This window comes from Chitinophaga sp. YR627, from assembly GCF_900114995.1.
Taxonomy (GTDB): domain Bacteria; phylum Bacteroidota; class Bacteroidia; order Chitinophagales; family Chitinophagaceae; genus Chitinophaga.
The window spans coordinates 1,786,638-1,805,815 of sequence record NZ_FOUX01000001.1 but is presented as its reverse complement, the minus strand read 5'-3'; the positions used below and the strand labels follow the sequence as shown (position 1 = coordinate 1,805,815).

Below are 19,178 nucleotides of genomic sequence, written 5' to 3'. Positions count from 1 at the left end.
ATGGAAACTTCTTTATAGTGTATAACAAACCGAATGATAGGCTGACTTTATCAAAGATGCGTCCGATAGCTGATGCAACGGACGCATCTCTTTGATTATTTTCCCCATACTGCACTAAAGCGTGCATTATCGTCATAGTTCTGGATTTTTAACAGACGCAGACCCTGTGAGGAGAACTGATCGAATTTAGATTGGTAATCTGATGATGACATACCATAGTAGGCGGCATAGTTGTTCTTTTTAGGACGCCATACCCCTCCTACTTTGCTGCCATTCACACAGATACTTTTCAATTCCCAGTTTGGATATAATTCATTGAACTTATTATTGAAATCGGTGGAGTTCATACCGTAGTACAGGTAAAATCCGTTGTCATCTGGCTTGTTGACAAATACTGCCGCATGCATTCTTTTTCCGCTCACAGTGTAGTCAACATGCTCCTGTACGTGCCATTTTTTGGTGGTAACATATGTTTTCCAGGCATTGTCAAAAGTTGCGTCATCTGCATTGTGAACAGAGTAAGCTGCCTGTCCGGCCGGATTCTTTTCCCATATTACAGAGAAGCGTGGATTACCACTACCGTCTTTGGTCACAGATATCTGACGTGGGCGCATACCCTGTGCGTTATAGGTATTGAAATAATTCTGATAGGTGGAACCTGTCATATAAAAACGGGCATACCAGGCTGTTGACAGTCCCCACTGGAAGGAACCTGCTGCATACAGGGAGCTACCATTACGGTCTACGCTGACAGTCTGGAGTGCCATACCCATACCCGTGTAGTAAGACCAGTACTTGTTTACCAGGTCCAGAGGTACGTTGTGGAAGCTTGGATAGAAGGGTGCAAAAAGGCGTTCATAAGGAGTCACTGCGCCCAGGTCATAACAACTTACGCCGCTGTGGTTGTAAGTACCATAAGGGTCTACATTCACCCATTCTCCACTATGACCAGTCCGGGTATCCGGTACGCTTACCTCAAAGTGGAGGTGTACATTGAATGATTTGGTATCAGCGTTTTTCAGGGTACCGTCATCGTTCAGAATGACACCGATGCCACCTGAACCGGTATTACCAGAATAGGCAATGAACTGTCCGGCCTGTACCATATCATTCTTTTTCACCTTGATGGTCTGGCTATTGGTACCCCAGCACAGGTTACTGCTGGTACCGCTGGTAGCAAATGACTTGTATTTGGCAGTCGGAGAGTTTTTCGCTAAACCACGGTCATTGTCATAACCGTTGCGTAAATGCAGGTAGCGGCTGCGGTATTTGAAGCCGTCCGGAGCGGTATGTTCAATAACTACGATATTACCACCGCCATTGGACCAATAAACGTCAATTACCTTACCGGGAGCAATGGCATAAACACCAAAGGTTGGGTCCTCATTAGATGCTACAGATGACTTGCCATAATCAATTGCACGGTGAGGGTCTTTAGCGCCATTATTGTCATTGTCCCAGCTGTAATAAAAGCCCTGCCAGATGCCTACAGTACCGTTTTTGTAAGGCAGGTATAAAGGCATATGTGCTTTTACACTACTGTATACCGGATCGAGGCCATCTTCTACTACGGGAGGCGCACAGCTACCGCTACGGAACATCGCAATGCCAGGTGCGTCTGCTTCAGTAAAGATCACCTGTTTTTGGGCTACTATCTTTCTTGAAGGAGTGATCGTCCTGAATCTGCTGACAGCAGGTCTGTTGCTGATCTCATCTCCATCAGCGCCCTGCGGAACAGATAAGGTTGGTCTCTGGATAGCCTTATACAAAAGTTCAGGCGATTCCTTTTCTTCTTGTTGTGGATCCTGCGCAAATGTCTGCATACATAATAGTGCAGCTGCCGCAGAAAGTAAAAGTTTCATAAAGTGAAATTTTCGGGGTTAAAAATTATTACGAAGGCAAAATAAGGACATCCTTCAGGCAAAGAAAAATGCCAATTCCTATCTGGCGAGATTTAAATGGTAAATGGCGGTATTGAGAAAATAAGAGGTGGGAAACGTATGTTGGTAAAGGGTTTTGCGGGAAATACGCATTTCGGGAAGTACGTAGTATACAGGTATTTCAGGCAGTATTTGATGTACGGGACATCTTGATATTGACAATAAAGGGATAAATGCGGTGTATAGGAAAGTCAGGAAGTCTGGCATTACGTACCATCGTCAGTTGAACAACTGTCTATATTCCATAGGAGACATAGCCGTTTTATTTCTGAATAGTTTATTGAATGCCTGCGGATAAGCAAATCCCAGCTGATAAGCGATCTCTCCTACCGAAAGACGGGTCCCTGCCAATACTTCTTTGGCTTTCTTTATAAGACAGTCATGAATATGCTGTTGCGCACTTTGTCCGGTGAGTTGACGCAGTGTATCGCTCAGGTACTTGGGAGACATATGCAGCTGTCCTGCAAGAAACCTGACTGTAGGTAAGCCCTCAGCTGCTGTCTGATCATTCTCAAAATAGTTATTCAGTATTTGTTCTACTTTTTCGAGTAAATCACTATATGCGGGCTTACGTGTAATGAATTGTCTGTTGTAAAAACGATTACTGTAATTCAGTAATAGCTCCAGCTGATTGATAATAATATCCTGACTGAAACGATCGATTGGCTGCAGATATTCCTGTGCAATACCTTGCAGAATACCGTTGATCATCGCTTCCTCCTGTTCGGAGAGGATCAGCGCTTCATTTATCGCGTACTGAAAAAAATCATATTGCTTCATTTTTGCATCCAGTGAGGTGTTCCTGATAAAGTCAGGATGTATATTGAAGCTCCAGCCGGCTGGCGCAATTGCATCACCAGCTTCCAGGGTATGTATCTGATTGGGTGCAAAGAAAGACAAGACACCCTGGTTAAAGTCATAGGTAGTTTGACCATATTTCAGCTTACAGGGACAACCGTGTTTCAGCGCAATTGAATAAAATCCGGTGGTAAACCGGAGTGTCTCTCCTATTTCCTTGACAGGTACCTGTTCTAATCTGAAAATGGACATTAAAGGATGACGTGGGATACTTATGCCTGTCAGCTCCGCCTGCTGTATGATGGTAGCGACATGAAACGGTATATTCTCTCTTTTCATACGAAAAATGTTATGTGATGAATATACAAAGAATTAAGAGGATGCCTGTTGCTGGAAATGTGGCCTGAAAGCATTTGCGAAAATACGGGTGATCATCTTATTAGGGAAAAAGTAGGCGATTCTGATCAGCAGCAGGTTTTTGAGTCCGGAGATGGCGATCAGTTTTCCTTTTCTTAATCCTTTCAGCGCGGCTGTCACTACCTCGTCTGGTGTTTGTAGCTGGGCATTGCCCAGAATGGTTTGCCGGTCTTCTTTTTTCATTTGTGCATTATCAAAGAAACTGGTTTCAGTAGCGCCGGGACATAACAGCATAACCTGTATGTTGAATGGTTTGTTTTCTTCTGCAACCGCTTCTGTAAAAGAGCGTACAAATGCTTTACTGGCGGCATAAGTCGCCATAAAAGGGGATGGCTGAAAACATGCCATAGATGCTACATTAATAACAGTCCCTTGTCTGCGTTTCCGCATCGGGATAAGGTAATGATGGGTCAGTGCAACCAGGGCCTGCATATTCAGTTGCATCATACGTAATTCGCTGGCAAGTGGTAAACAGGTGAAATCGCCGGCGCTGCCGATACCCGCATTATTAATCAGCAGATCGACCTCTAACCCTTTATCAGATACCTCGGTAATCAGTTGCTGATCTGCATCCGTAATCGACAGGTCAAGTGACAGGTAATATATCTTAACCGGGTGTTGGGTCATTAGCTGTTCGCTTAAAGCCTGTAATTTTTCTCCATTACGGGCAACTAACATAAGGTGATGCCCTGCGGCTGCTAATCGTCTGGCAAAGGCCTCACCGATACCTGTGGAGGCCCCTGTTATCAAAGCTACTTTCGTCATTTGTTGTTCTTTGATACAAAGGAACAACAGAGTGGGAAGCACAATGTATCCATATGGCTGATTATCGTATCCGAAAAAGAAAACGGGTAGTAGTTACGTCATTCCGCAACTACTACCCGTTTTCTAATTATGTATACGCCGGACTTTATCGTCTCAGCAAATTGCTCTTTACATAGCCATAGCTCTTTTTGATACTCTCGAAAGGATCAATAGAGATCTGGTCCTGTTCTACAAAGGCGTATTTAACACCCGCAACGCTGGCATTATCGAAGATTTCCTTAAACTTCACAGCTCCTGTGCCTACCTCAGCAAATTTCACTTTAGGTAGTATTTCCATGGACGTTTTCTTATCATTGTCGCCGCCCGCAATCTTTTCCTGGGCTGCTTTGTCAATATCTTTCACATGCCACATCGCAAAGCGGCCAGGATGCTCCTTAAACAGCTTTACCGGATCCATTCCTGCTTTGATAGCCCAGAACAGGTCCAGTTCGAATGCAACCAGTGAAGGGTCGGTACCTTTTAGCATAATCTCGTAACCAGTGGTATTAACGTCCGGTTGATTCCTGAATTCCCAGAAATGGTTATGATAACCCACCTTCAGGTCAGATTTGCCAGCCAGCTCCCCTGCCTTATTCAGCTGTTCGGCAATGAATTTGTAGTCGTCTGCGGTCAGTTTGTCCCACAGCGCGATTGGCGGCACAGGCACAACGAGGTATTGTTGTCCCAGTTCCTTCGCAATGTCAATCTGGACTTTCAGTGCTTCGTCGTTACCATTGCCGCGGGTCAGGTAGTCATTCAGCTGATAGTGGCCACTGTGAGTGAGCAGGTGATGTTCTTTCAGTAAAGCTTTCAGCCCTTTGGGATCCAGTCCCCAGAACTGGTCCTTCTGATCGGGCGCTTTGTAGCCGTAGAAGGTTTCTACATGGTTGTAGCCTATTTCTGCTACCTTGGTGATGGTACTTTTGACATCCTTCGCGAGCTGATCGCGCAGGGTGTACAATTGAATTCCTATTTTGTTCACTGTATTTTCTCTGCCTCGACTGAAAATACCTGATGGATTGATCATCAATCCGGCTGCTATTAAGCCAGCCTGCTGCATAAAGATTCTTCTTGAGCTCATATTTTAGTTTTTTTAACGTGGCATGGTGCGGCACTGAAAATACAAAAAAACGGTGATGACAAGAAAAGTATAGGAAGAACGGGCCTAAAATAAGAAAGGGAATACCCCCACGGTATTCCCTTTCTTATTTTTAAGCGGTAAAAAGTGCTTACATAAAGATCTTTACAAAAAGCAATCCAACTGCAATCACAATAGGGCCTGCGAATGCCAGCCAGCCCATTTTAGGCCTTTGTATAGCATTCAGAGCTGGTAATAATTCACTACTTACTTCGTACAACTTGTTGTCGGTCTTGCGTACACACCACATGGAGCCTATCGGAAACATTGGTATCCAGTACAGATGCGCATACTGTTGTCTGTATTCGAACTGCACAACGCCGGGTACTGATTCATGAATGCCAATTTCCGCCAGTTGCACAGCCTTTACTTTAAAACTGTTGCGGCCATAAAAGAAGATCATAGAGGTTTTGGGTTTAGGTTTAGGAGATATAGATATGCTGATTAGGCCCGGCAATATATGAACATTTTTAATAATAAGCAAGAAGGTCCACCGGGTGGCAGACCTTCAGATAGGTGTAGGTATATACAGGATTGAGGATACTAAATTATTCCCAGGGGAGATCGACTGTCACGCCAAAACGAAGGGTGTTCGACAGCGGACTACGGTTAAAACCATTCCCGGAGGGTACGATATAGGCAACATTGATCATCGCGGAGCCATATTTATACCCCAGTCCGGTGGTAACGTATTTACGATCACCATGGGTCTTGTCTTCCCAGAAGTAACCTGCTCTTACAAAGAACTGGTCGTTAAAGCTGTACTCCCCTCCCAGTGAAACCTGGAAGGACTTGAAGCCTCCATTGGCACTACTGAAAGACTTGAACCAGCTTTTTACTACGCTGTAGTCATAGTAAGAAACAATACCAGCGGAATCATTAGGTACGACAGGCGTCAGTAATTTGTTGAGTTCCAGTCCGAATGTTATTTTATGACCTTCCTCCATCGGCAGTCTGTAGGCAGCGCCCAGACCAAAGTTGGAAGGCAGATATTCCCTGGAGGTGCTGTTGTTGCTGTAATTCACCCGGGAACCCAGATTGGTGATAGTTGCTCCCATTGTCAGTCCCTTGCCGTCTTCGTCAACCATGTTATAGGTCATGGAGAGGTCCACGCCAAAAGCATTACCCGCTTTATAGTTAACACCTGAGTTATTTGCATTGCCACTGGCGAGTTTAGAATAGATGTAACGGGCGCCCAGGGCCAGACTGAAATGTTCTCCCAGTTTGCGGGCATAGCCTCCTTCCAGGGAGAATTCCCGCGGACTGGAACTACCCAGGGCATTGCCAAGCGCGTCGGCAAATTGCACATTACCCAGGTTGAAATAGCGTAAGGAGCCGCTAATGGCCTGGTCGTCATCCAGTTTGTGGTATCCGCTGACAGTAGCGAGATAGATCTTGTTACTGACTTCTCTCAGCCAGGGAACATAGGATACAGCCAGACTATTCGGCGCCTCAGCGAATGCAATTTTAGATAAGTTATAAAACGGGGAATTGGCATCCGCCTGCGTAGCAATGCCCATGTCTCCCATACCACCTGCACGTGCATCCGGGGATACGCGCAGGAACGGAGCGGCGGAAGTTGCCACATTCAGGGTTTTGTCCTGTGCCTGTGATATTGCAGGCAGGCCTGTTGCCAGTAAAAAAGCTAATGCTGCAGAGCGGAAACGGAAGCGTATCATCTCAATTTTTTTATAAAGCCCCGGCAGATCTTACCGGGGCTATAAGTGTGTTTATCTTGCTATTACAATAGTAGTCGTGAAAGTCTTTTCTTTCAGTCTGATTAACAGTACATAAGTACCGGAAGGAACACGCTGTGTATTCAGGGTCAGAATGTTGGTTCTTAAAGCAGCATTCTGCTGTAGTACCACCTGTCCTGCCATGCTTGTCATGGTTACATTCGCGTCGCCATCGTCTACTCCGCTGAAGCGTACATTCACGATATCTGTTGCCGGCTGTGGATATACCATTTCAACACCCGCTCCGAATTTCACCCGCAGCGCGATCGTGCTGGATACCCTGTTGCCATTACCTGCGAGATCGGTAGCTCCATCAGCAGGAACGTTCACCATCATGATGCCTTCTCTTTCCGGTACGATGATCACTGCATAGGTGCCTGGCGTCAGTTGCTTAAATTCTGTCACCTTACCTCCCACTACATTGATATCAGCGGATTCAAAGCCGATTACATCTTCTGTGAATGTGAACATGAACGTTACAGGTCCGGATAATGGTTCGGCGCTCAGTGTAACAATCGCAACGTCTGGTCGGGTAATATCGACAGTCAGGATCACTTCACGGCTATGACCACTTTCGTTACCCAGTTCGTCGGAAGCCGTTACAGTTATTTTGTGCGGGCCTTCTTTCAGCGGAGGATTATAGGTATAAGACCATTCTCCGTTTGCTTTCACCATCGCAGATCCGATCGCTTTGCCGTCTGTATAGATGATGATCAGTGTACCAGGTTCACCTGTACCGGTGATAGTAGGCTCAGTTGTGTTCACCAGGCCTGGTATATTGATACCTGGTAAGATTGGTGGAGCTGGTACTTCCGGTGCAACCGCATCAATCGCAAACTTCAGTGGTGCACCTGGTAAGCTTGTATTACCGGCAGCATCAGTAGCGGTTGCTGTGATAGTATGAAGACCCTCTGATAAACCAGGGTTGAAGGTGTAAGTGTAGTCACCATTGGCATCTGCAGTCGCTGTGCCTACCGCAACACCATCCGCATAGATCGTTACGGTGCTGTTTGCTTCAGCTACACCGGTGATTGTTGGTCTCGTAGTACTTACCACACCCTGAACAGCTGGTGTTGCCAGAACGACTGTCGGAGCCGCCGGCGCCTGTGTATCGACCGTGATGTTAAGCGTAGCTGATGGTACGCTGGTATTACCTGCAGCATCAGTTGCTGTAGCCGTTACACTGTGACCACCATCTGCCAGTGCAGGGGTGATGGTGTAGCTGTAGTTGCCGTTGTTGTCAGCGGTAACGGTACCAGCTGGTTTGCCATCAACATATACTGTTACGGTGCTGTTTGGTTCAGCTTTACCCGTTACAGTTGGTGTGTTGTCGTTGGTCAGCGTTTTGTCGGTTGTTACCGTTGGAGCAGCTGGCGCCTGTGTATCTATTACGAAGGACAGTGCCGGACTTTGACCGCTGGTGTTACCCACCGCATCGGTTGCTGTTACTGTTACATTGTGCTTACCGTCTGCCAGTGCAGGTTCGATGGTGTAGGTATAATGACCGTCAGCATCTGCTTTGGTAGTACCGACTGCCTTACCATCAACATACACCGTCACGGTGCTGTTAGGTTCAGCATCACCTCTGATAGATGGCGTGGCATCATTGGTGATGCCATTCTTGCCATCAATCAGTTGAGGCGCAGCTGGCACTGGAGGCACAGTTGCATCAATGGTGATATTCAAGGCCGGGCTTTGTGCACTGGTATTACCTGCGGCGTCGGTTGCCGTCACGGTAATAGCATAGCTGGCGTCGGCCAGAGCTGGATTAAATGTATAAGTATAGTTACCTGCCGCATCTGCTTTTGTTGTGCCTACCGCATTACCGTTCAGATAGATCGTTACGGTGCTGTTAGCTTCAGCAGTACCCTTGATATCTGGTGTGGAATCGTCAATCAGGCCACCAGTTCTTCCATCAGCCAATACCGGCGCAGGAGGTGTCGCTGGTGCATGTGTGTCGATGTTAATTGGCAGTTGATTACTCTTTCCACTTGTATTACCCGCTGCGTCTGTTGCAGTCGTGGTAATATTATGTGTACCGTCAGATAATGCAGGATTGAAAGTATAAGTATAGTCGCCATTTGCATCTGCAGGTACTGTACCTACAACGGTATTGCCATCATAGATTGTCACTGTGCTGTTTGGCTCTGCTTTACCGGTAATTACTGGGGTATTGTCGTTCGTCGGATTCTTATCGGTTTTCACGGTCGGAGCAGCTGGCGCCTGTGTATCAATTACCATGTTCAGGGTAGCGCTGGATGCACCGGTGTTGCCACTGGCGTCTGTCGCCCTTGCCGTAACGGCATGTGTACCGTCTGCAAGCGCTGTACCGAAAGTATAGGTATAGTTACCACTTGCATCTGCGCTGGTCGTTCCTACTGCCGTACCACCTACATAAATGGTTACGGTGCTGTTGGCTTCCGCTTTACCGGTTACAGTAGGTGTATTGTCATTTGTAGGGTTCTTCGCAGTAGTGATGGTCGGAGCCGCCGGCGCGTTTGTATCAATGTTGATATTCAGCGGAGCGCTCATTGTGCTGGTATTACCTGCTGCATCTGTGGCAGTAGCTGTAATGGCATGGTTACCATCCGACAGTGCCGTACCGAAGGTATAGGTGAATTTACCGCTGGCATCAGCTGTGGTTGTACCTGCAGCAGTACCATCTGCATAGATCGTCACAATGCTATTCGCTTCGGCCGTACCAATCACGGTTGGCGTGTTGTCATTAGCTGGAGTCGTTCTGGCAGTTACTACCGGAGCCGCCGGTGCTTGTGTATCAATTACAAGATTCAGGACATTGCTCTTCGCACTGGTATTACCACTTGCATCTGTTGCTGTTGCAGAGACGGCATGTGTTCCGTCTGAGAGTGTTGTGCTGAAGGTGTAAGTGTAGTTACCACTTGCGTCGGCACTTGTCGTACCCATAGCGATACTACCTACATAGATGGTTACGGCGCTGTTAGCTTCCGCTTTGCCACTTACAGTTGGGGTATTATCATTTGTAGGGTTCTTTGCCGTAGTAATTGTTGGTATGGCTGGAGCCTGTGTATCTATTTTCAGGCTCAGGGTAGCACTTGGTGCACTGGTGTTACCTGCCGCATCCGTTGATGTAGCGGTTACCGCGTGAGTGCCATCTACCTGTACTGGTAAGGTAAATGTATAGTTACCGCTGGCGTCAACTGTGGTTGTGCCTACTGAAGTACCTCCAACATAGATGGTCACAGTGCTGTTAGCTTCTGCTGTTCCGCTTACATCTGGCGTATTATCATTTGTCGGATTCTTAGCCGTAGTAATAGTTGGTACTCCTGGTGCCTGTGTATCTATTTTCAGGTTCAGGGTAGCACTTGGTGCACTGGTGTTACCTGCTGCATCAGTTGATGTAGCGGTTACCGCGTGAGTGCCATCTACCTGTACTGGTAAGGTAAATGTATAATTACCGCTGGCATCAGCTGTAGTTGTACCTACTGATGTACCTCCAATATAGATGGTCACGGTACTATTAGCTTCCGCTGTACCACTTACATCCGGCGTATTATCGTTTGTCGGATTCTTAGCCGTAGTAATAGTTGGTACTTCTGGTGCCTGTGTATCTATTTTCAGGTTCAGGGTAGCACTTGGTGCACTGGTGTTACCTGCTGCATCCGTTGATGTAGCGGTTACCGCGTGAGTGCCATCTACCTGTACTGGTAAGGTAAAGGTATAATTACCGCTAGCGTCAGCTGTAGTAGTACCTACTGATGTACCATCTACGATGATGGTTACGGTGCTGTTAGCTTCTGCTGTACCACTTACATCTGGTGTGTTATCGTTTGTAGGATTCTTAGCCGTAGTAATGGTTGGAACAGAAGGAGCCTGCGTATCTATTTTTAGGTTCAGAGTAGCACTTGGTGCGCTGGTGTTACCTGCTGCATCCGTTGATGTAGCGGTTACCGCGTGAGTGCCATCTACCTGTACTGGTAAGGTAAAGGTATAATTGCCGCTGCCATCAGTTGTAGTTGTGCCTACTGAGGAACCATCTACGATGATGGTCACAGTGCTATTAGCTTCTGCTGTACCACTTACATCCGGCGTGTTATCGTTTGTCGGATTCTTCGCTGTAGTAATGGTTGGTACAGAAGGAGCCTGCGTATCTATTTTCAGGTTCAGGGTAGCACTTGGTGCACTGGTGTTACCGGCTGCATCCGTTGACGTAGCGGTTACCGCGTGAGTACCATCTACCTGTACTGGTAATGTAAATGTATAACTACCGCTGCCATCAGCTGTAGTTGTGCCTACTGAAGAACCATCTACGATGATGGTCACAGTGCTGTTGGCTTCTGCCATACCACTTACATCCGGCGTGTTATCGTTTGTCGGATTCTTAGCCGTAGTAATAGTTGGTACTCCTGGTGCCTGTGTATCTATTTTCAGGTTCAGGGTAGCACTTGGCACACTGGTATTACCTGCCGCATCGGTAGATGTGGCGGTTACCGCGTATGTACCGTCTGTCTGTACAGGCAAGGTAAATGTATAGTTGCCGCTGGCATCAGCTGTAGTTGTACCTACTGATGTACCTCCAATATAGATGGTCACGGTACTATTAGCTTCCGCTGTACCACTTACATCCGGCGTATTATCGTTTGTAGGATTCTTAGCCGTCGTAATGGTTGGAACAGAAGGCGCCTGTGTATCTATTTTCAGGTTCAGGGTAGCACTTGGTGCGCTGGTGTTACCTGCTGCATCCGTTGACGTAGCGGTTACCGCGTGAGTACCATCTACCTGTACTGGTAATGTAAATGTATAACTACCGCTTGCATCTGCCGTAGTTGTGCCTACTGATGCACCATCTACGATAATCGTTACAGTGCTGTTAGCTTCTGCTGTACCAGTTACATCTGGCGTATTATCGTTTGTCGGATTCTTAGCCGTAGTAATAGTTGGTACTCCTGGTGCCTGTGTATCTATTTTCAGGTTCAGGGTAGCACTTGGTGCACTGGTGTTACCTGCTGCATCCGTTGATGTAGCGGTTACCGCGTGAGTGCCATCTACCTGTACTGGTAAGGTAAATGTATAATTACCGCTTGCATCAGCCGTAGTTGTGCCTACTGATGCACCATCTACGATGATGGTCACAGTGCTATTAGCTTCTGCTGTACCAGTTACATCCGGCGTATTATCGTTTGTAGGATTCTTAGCCGTAGTAATGGTTGGAACAGAAGGAGCCTGCGTATCTATTTTCAGGTTCAGAGTAGCACTTGGGACACTGGTATTACCTGCTGCATCCGTTGATGTAGCGGTTACCGCGTATATACCGTCTACCTGTGCTGGTAAGGTAAAGGTATAGTTACCGCTTGCATCAGCTGTAGTAGTGCCTGCAGATGTACCTCCAATATAGATGGTTACAGTGCTGTTGGCTTCTGCTGTACCGCTTACATCCGGCGTATTATCGTTTGTTGGATTCTTAGCCGTAGTAATGGTTGGTACTGTCGGAGCCTGTGTATCTATTTTCAGGTTCAGGGTAGCACTTGGCGCACTGGTGTTACCTGCTGCATCCGTTGATGTAGCGGTTACCGCGTGAGTGCCATCTACCTGTACTGGCAATGTAAAGGTATAATTACCGCTGCCATCAGCTGTAGTTGTGCCTACAGATGCACCATCTACGATGATGGTCACAGTGCTATTGGCTTCCGCTGTACCTGTTACATCCGGGGTATTATCGTTTGTCGGATTCTTAGCCGTAGTAATAGTTGGTACTCCTGGTGCCTGTGTATCTATTTTCAGGTTCAGGGTAGCACTTGGTGCACTGGTATTACCACTTGCATCCGTTGATGTAGCAGTTATCGCGTATGTACCATCTACCTGTCCTGGCAGCGTAAAGGTATAGTTGCCGCTGGCGTCAGCAGTAGTTGTGCCTACTGAGGAACCATCTACGATGATGGTCACAGTGCTGTTAGCTTCTGCTGTTCCGCTTACATCTGGCGTATTATCATTTGTCGGATTCTTAGCAGTAGTGATAGTTGGCACAGACGGAGCCTGTGTATCTATTTTCAGATTCAGGGTAGCACTTGGCGCACTGTTATTACCTGCTGCATCAGTTGATGTAGCGGTTACCGCGTGAGTGCCATCTACCTGTACTGGTAAGGTAAATGTATAATTACCGCTAGCGTCAGCTGTAGTAGTACCTACTGATGTGCCATCTACGATGATCGTTACGGTGCTGTTAGCTTCTGCTGTACCCGTTACATCCGGCGTATTATCGTTTGTAGGATTCTTTGCCGTGGTGATAGTCGGTACTGCCGGTGACTGTGTATCTATTTTCAGGTTCAGGGTAGCACTTGGTGCACTGGTGTTACCTGCTGCATCCGTTGATGTAGCGGTTACCGCGTATGTACCATCTACCTGTACCGGTAATGTAAATGTATAATTACCGCTTGCATCAGCCGTAGTTGTGCCTACTGAAGAACCATCTACGATGATGGTCACAGTGCTATTAGCTTCTGCTGTACCAGTTACATCCGGCGTATTATCGTTTGTAGGATTCTTAGCCGTAGTAATGGTTGGAACAGAAGGAGCCTGCGTATCTATTTTTAGGTTCAGAGTAGCACTTGGGACACTGGTATTACCTGCTGCATCCGTTGATGTAGCGGTTACCGCGTATATACCGTTTACCTGTGCTGGTAAGGTAAAGGTATAGTTACCGCTGCCATCAGCTGTAGTTGTGCCTACTGATGCACCATCTACGATAATCGTTACAGTGCTGTTAGCTTCTGCTGTACCCGTTACATCTGGCGTATTATCGTTTGTAGGATTCTTAGCCGTTGTGATAGTTGGTACAGAAGGTACCTGTGTATCTATTTTCAGGTTCAGTGTAGCACTTGGTACGCTGGTATTACCTGCTAGATCGCTTGATGTAGCGGTTACCGCGTATGTACCATCTACCTGTATTGGTAAGGTGAAGGTATAGTTACCGCTGGCGTCAGCTGTAGTTGTGCCTACTGAGGAACCACCAATATAGATGGTCACAGTGCTGTTAGCTTCTGCTGTACCGCTTACATCTGGCGTATTATCGTTTGTAGGATTCTTAGCTGTTGTAATAGTTGGTACTACCGGAGCCTGTGTATCTATTTTCAGGCTCAGAGTAGCACTTGGGACACTGGTATTACCTGCTAGATCGGTTGATGTAGCGGTTACCGCGTGAGTGCCATCTACCTGTACCGGTAATGTAAAGGTATAATTACCGCTGCCATCAGCTGTAGTTGTGCCTACTGAGGAACCATCTACGATGATGGTCACAGTGCTATTAGCTTCTGCTGTACCGCTTACATCTGGCGTATTATCGTTTGTAGGATTCTTAGCCGTTGTAATGGTTGGTACAGAAGGTGCCTGCGTATCTATTTTCAGGTTCAGGGTAGCACTTGGCACACTGGTATTACCTGCTAGATCGCTTGATGTAGCGGTTACCGCGTATGTACCATCTACCTGTATTGGTAAGGTGAAGGTATAGTTACCGCTGGCGTCAGCTGTAGTTGTGCCTACTGAGGAACCACCAATATAGATGGTCACAGTGCTGTTAGCTTCTGCTGTACCGCTTACATCTGGCGTATTATCGTTTGTAGGATTCTTAGCTGTTGTAATAGTTGGTACAGAAGGTGCCTGTGTATCTATTTTCAGGTTCAGAGTAGCACTTGGGATACTGGTATTACCTGCTGCATCTGTTGATGTAGCGGTTACCGCGTATGTACCATCTACCTGTACTGGTAAGGTGAAGGTATAGTTACCGCTGGCATCAGCTGTAGTTGTGCCTACTGAGGAACCATCTACGATGATGGTTACAGTGCTGTTAGCTTCTGCTGTACCACTTACATCTGGTGTGTTATCGTTTGTAGGATTCTTAGCTGTAGTAATGGTTGGTACAGAAGGTGCCTGTGTATCTATTTTCAGATTCAAGGTTGCACTTGGAGCGCTGGTGTTACCGGCTGCATCCGTTGATGTAGCGGTTACCGCGTATGTACCATCTACCTGTACTGGTAAGGTGAAGGTATAGTTACCGCTGGCATCAGCTGTAGTTGTTCCTACAGATGAACCACCAATATAGATGGTCACAGTGCTATTAGCTTCTGCTGTACCGCTTACATCCGGTGTGTTATCATTTGTTGGGTTTTTCGCCGTAGTGATACTTGGAGCGGCTGGCGCCTGTGTGTCCACAGTGAAGTTCATCACAGCACCCATGCCACTGGTATTACCTGCTGCATCAGTTGCTGTAACTGCCACGGTATGAGGACCATCCGCCTGAACCGGAAGTGTATAAGTATAATTACCTGCTCCATCAGCTGTAGTTGTACCTACAGAAGCTCCATCCACATAGATCGTAACAGTACTACCTGGTTCCGCAATCCCCTTAATATCAGGGGTAGCATCATTAATCAATCCACCTGCTCTGCCGTCTGCATAGGTTGGTGCTGCTGGTGTAGCCGGTGCCTGTGTATCAATCATGATATTCAGGGCAGCGCTTAGAGGGCCTGTATTACCTGCTGCATCGGTTGCTGTTGCTGTAATCGCACGCAGACCGTCAGTCAGTGCACCTGTAAAGGTGAACATAAATGCACCGGAAGCATTTGCAGTCGTCGTACCGGCAATGGCACCATCTGAATAGATAGTCACTATGCTGTTAGCCTCAGCCGTTCCGATTACAGTAGGTGTGTTGTCATTCGCAGGTGTTGTCCTGGAAGTAACAACCGGCGCAGGCGGCGCCTGTGTATCTACTGTAATATTTAATATGTTACTGGACGGGCTCACATTGCCAACTGCATCTTTTGCTGTAGCAGATACGGCATATGTGCCATCGGCCAGTGTTGCAAATGTATAGGTGAAGGTTCCACCGGCAGTGGCAGTTACCGTACCAACTGCTGTAGCTCCTCTGTAAATCGTTACTGTGCTGTTAGCTTCCGCAGTTCCGGTGATAACCGGTGTATTGATATTGGTAATCAGCTTGCTGGTAGTAATCACTGGTGCAGCAGGTGCTGTTGCATCTACTATCAGGTTCAGTGGAGTACTTGCATTGCTCACATTACCTATTGCATCTTTTGCAGTAGCAGTCAGTGCATAGGTACCGTCAGCCAGCGCCGGACTAAAAGTATAAGTATAGTCACCGCTAGCATTTGAAGTAACTGTTGTAACTGCAGTACCATCTTTATAAATTGTTACGCTGGTATTCGGATCTGTTTTTCCTGTAACTGTCGGCGTGTTATTACTGGTAGGATTAACAGCGGTGGTCAGTGTTGGCACTGCCGGTGCCTGTGTATCAACAGTAAAGACTAAGGTCCCGCTTTTCGCGCTGGTATTGCCAGCAGCGTCAGTCGCAGTCACACGGATTGTATAGGAACCGTCTGTCAGTGTCGGGAAGGTGAATGTATAATTGCCGCTGTTATCAGCGGTGGTAGTTCCTACAATAGTAGTACCACTATATATAGTTACTGTGCTATTCTTCTCCGCAGTACCCTTAATGTCCGGGGTATTGTCGTTGGTAACATTACCAATTCCTCCTACCAACGTTGGTGCAGGCGGCGTCGGCGGAGTCGTAATATCTACTGTCAGCGGGAAAGGATCACTCGCAACACTCGTATTACCAGCAACATCTGTTGCCGTTACGGTGATATTATGGAGCGATTCGGTCATAGTGGGCGCCGTCATTGTCCACTGACCGGAAGCATTTGTTGTAGCAGTACCGATCTGTGTAGCGCCGTCAAATACCTTTATCTGTGAACCTGGTTCAGCGGAACCCGTCAGATCAGGCGTCACATCATTAGTTGCGCTGCCACTGCCAGATGCTGCTCCCAGTGCTGGTCTTCCTGGTTTAGCAGGGGCTGTCAGATCCACTGTTACTTTGAACACAGGACTTGCAGCACTGGTATTACTACCTGTTTTTGCTGTCGCAGTAAAGGAATATGTACCATCTGTAAGACTCGTTCCCGTATAATCGAATGTCCAGGTACCATCAGAAGCCACAGTAGTCGTACCTAATGAGGTAGATCCCAGATCAGCTCTGTACACATTAATGGTCGCAGATGCCTGACCTGTACCGTTCAACTTCAATGTAGCATCATTGGTAATGGTATCAGTTGGACTGAGGCCCGTATCATTGGTAATGGAAACGATATTGGGCGCAGGAGGCGCATTCGTCACTACCCTGCTGTAATCAATATTCAATACAGGATCGGAAGCGTATCCGCCATATTCCACCACATAACCCAGGTTGTTTGAGTTATTCAGGTCATTCCATCTACCCTGATTGGTAGAATAGAGCTGCATGTAACGCTCATCCGTATTTTGATAGTTGTTTGGTTCCGCTCCGTTCCATTTCATATAGGCGCCATTCACCGCGACAGGATTCACCAGTCCCGTAGAAATAGCTGTTCCTTTTTCTGGTCCGGTTACCCAATAATAAGCACCGTAGGCAGATGCCTGGTCATTAAAGACCGTATGGCCGACAGCACTATTGACATATAGATAGTCACAGGAACCACCCACCCATCCATCACTAGATAGTTTGGAGGTAATAAAGTCGTTTTCAATCTGTGCCGTGATAGTTGCCAGGTAACCCTGCAATCCATAAAGGGTGCGGGCTTCTGCAGCTGCTTTCGCCGCTGTCCAGCTCATTGTGGTAGTAATATACTCGTAGTAGTGTGGTTTGGTACCTACGGTATAACTTACCACATTACCCAGTACAAAACGTATGGTCCTGTTAGCCGTATTACCGCTGGTCGTACTGAACATGACCGTGCGGTAAAATGCCTGCCATGCGGTAGCTGTTGCAGAACCGGTAAAAGTAGCGACACCGGTTGTCGCATTATAGGCAGCTGTGACACCGGAAGGTAATGTTCCCCAGGAGATTACATCTCCTGCAACAAATCCGGTATCTATATATACACGTCCGTCTGTTACGTTGGAAGCACCCTTTACCAGGATCTGATCATCGATCACTGTAGGGGCGGTAAACAAAGATTTCTGCTGAATGCCTTCATTCGCGGAAGTGATCTCTGAAGCAACACTGGTCGAAGCTCTGGTGGCCAGGGTAAAGTAGTCGCCCTTGGTCAGGTTTACACCAGATATACATACACGGTTCACCAGAATGGTGACACCGCTGCTGATGGCAGTAGCATTACTGAAATCGCCGTCTTTGTCGATCAGTAAGGCAAAGTTGCCCGAGTTGGATACATCGATACCCAGTCCTGTCAGTTCAAAACAAACATCCACCGTACCGATATTACCATTCAGGTCAGCTCTCCATACCTGTTGCAGACGGGAAATGTGGGAAGACGGGGTTTGAGAAGACAGCCCGTATCCTGCGCGGTCATTACCAAAGCTCAGTACCACGTTGGTATTGGTCTGGGAAGGATTGGTCACCGACAGGATGCCACTGAAAGAGGCACTCATATTATAAGTGCCTGAACAGGCAGAGGTACGGATACCTACACCATTGATATCATTATTATATGGAATACCGAGCGTGTAGTTAGACGCCATATCGGTAAAATCCGTTGTATACTTATTGGCAAGATAAATATTGATCTTTTCTATATCACATGCACTCAGTTTCGTGTTGTAAACAATCAGTTCACTGATATCACCATTAAAATAATTATTATCTCCATCCGAACCTATTCTCAGATCAGCCCTGCCCGTGGCATTGGCCGTATTGTCTGTAAATGCAGAAATCAGCTTACCGTTCAGGTAAACTGCAGATGCGTTACTCGTTCCTTTACTATAGACGGCCGTGACCAGTCTCGTTTCTCCGGATTTTGCGCCGCCGGGTATGACGACCGCGGTCCCTCCCGTATTCAAACTTGCATCCGTCGTTCCGGTGGCAGCTTTGTTGTTGAAGTAGCGCTGCTGGGTGGCCCCGACATCTGCTCCCCAGACTGCCTGGGCATTACCATCGTTCGTCCCTGGCCGGTATACTGCGAAGATGGTGACATCGGCCAGCGTACCAGCTCTTATATCCATCCCATTGACAGTCATACCCGAACCTGCACTGGCAGATGTCCGGTTAAAATGAACAACCGGACGGTCATTGGCGCCGCCGCTATTGTAAATCACGGGGTTAGCTCCTGAGCTGACAGCATTATGCCCGCTACCTGATTTATCATACCAGGTAGAAAGCGTACTGCCATAAGCGGGTGCAGTCGCTCCTGCCAGTACATCATTTGCGTCCAGCCACAACACAACGCCGTTATTAACGCCCGCAGGTCCTGTCTGTGCAAATAAAGAAATACTGAAGAGGCAACACAAAAGAATGCAGCCCAAGCATTTACGTAGAAATAATTTCATCTGAAAATAATTGGTGAAGTTGTATAGGGAACGGGATAC

Annotated in this window: 7 protein-coding genes; all 7 read right to left on the bottom strand. The window is 47.2% G+C overall.

All coding sequences use genetic code 11. The features are described 5' to 3' along the window. Positions 1 to 95: 95 nt before the first annotated feature. On the bottom strand, positions 96 to 1,862 hold the full coding sequence (locus BMZ72_RS06630; protein ID WP_089806438.1) for a M23 family metallopeptidase: 1,767 nt from the start codon (positions 1,860 to 1,862) through the stop codon (positions 96 to 98). 297 nt (positions 1,863 to 2,159) lie between these two features. Continuing rightward, positions 2,160 to 3,077: a helix-turn-helix domain-containing protein gene (locus tag BMZ72_RS06625; RefSeq protein ID WP_089806436.1), complete on the bottom strand. Its 918-nt coding sequence runs from the start codon at positions 3,075 to 3,077 to the stop codon at positions 2,160 to 2,162. 33 nt (positions 3,078 to 3,110) lie between these two features. Beyond that, positions 3,111 to 3,920, bottom strand: coding sequence for an SDR family NAD(P)-dependent oxidoreductase (locus BMZ72_RS06620; RefSeq protein WP_089806434.1), 810 nt, complete (start codon positions 3,918 to 3,920; stop codon positions 3,111 to 3,113). A 145-nt stretch (positions 3,921 to 4,065) separates the two neighbouring features. After that, a complete protein-coding gene (locus BMZ72_RS06615) occupies positions 4,066 to 5,040 on the bottom strand; it encodes a sugar phosphate isomerase/epimerase family protein (RefSeq protein WP_089806432.1) in 975 nt (324 codons plus the stop codon). 148 nt (positions 5,041 to 5,188) lie between these two features. Continuing rightward, positions 5,189 to 5,500, bottom strand: coding sequence for a hypothetical protein (locus tag BMZ72_RS06610; protein WP_089806430.1), 312 nt, complete (start codon positions 5,498 to 5,500; stop codon positions 5,189 to 5,191). Positions 5,501 to 5,645: 145 nt separating this feature from the next. Beyond that, entirely contained in the window at positions 5,646 to 6,776 is a 1,131-nt protein-coding gene (porV, locus tag BMZ72_RS06605) for a type IX secretion system outer membrane channel protein PorV (protein WP_089806428.1), read from the bottom strand. 51 nt (positions 6,777 to 6,827) lie between these two features. After that, on the bottom strand, positions 6,828 to 19,139 hold the full coding sequence (locus BMZ72_RS06600) for an Ig-like domain-containing protein (RefSeq protein ID WP_177222696.1): 12,312 nt from the start codon (positions 19,137 to 19,139) through the stop codon (positions 6,828 to 6,830). Between the last annotated feature and the right edge of the window lie 39 nt (positions 19,140 to 19,178).

Coding starts and splice junctions, on each gene's coding strand:
- BMZ72_RS06630 (WP_089806438.1), bottom strand. CDS start 1,862: ATGAAACTTTTACTTTCTGCGGCAGCTGCACTATTATGTATGCAGACA.
- BMZ72_RS06625 (WP_089806436.1), bottom strand. CDS start 3,077: ATGAAAAGAGAGAATATACCGTTTCATGTCGCTACCATCATACAGCAG.
- BMZ72_RS06620 (WP_089806434.1), bottom strand. CDS start 3,920: ATGACGAAAGTAGCTTTGATAACAGGGGCCTCCACAGGTATCGGTGAG.
- BMZ72_RS06615 (WP_089806432.1), bottom strand. CDS start 5,040: ATGAGCTCAAGAAGAATCTTTATGCAGCAGGCTGGCTTAATAGCAGCC.
- BMZ72_RS06610 (WP_089806430.1), bottom strand. CDS start 5,500: ATGATCTTCTTTTATGGCCGCAACAGTTTTAAAGTAAAGGCTGTGCAA.
- porV (WP_089806428.1), bottom strand. CDS start 6,776: ATGATACGCTTCCGTTTCCGCTCTGCAGCATTAGCTTTTTTACTGGCA.
- BMZ72_RS06600 (WP_177222696.1), bottom strand. CDS start 19,139: ATGAAATTATTTCTACGTAAATGCTTGGGCTGCATTCTTTTGTGTTGC.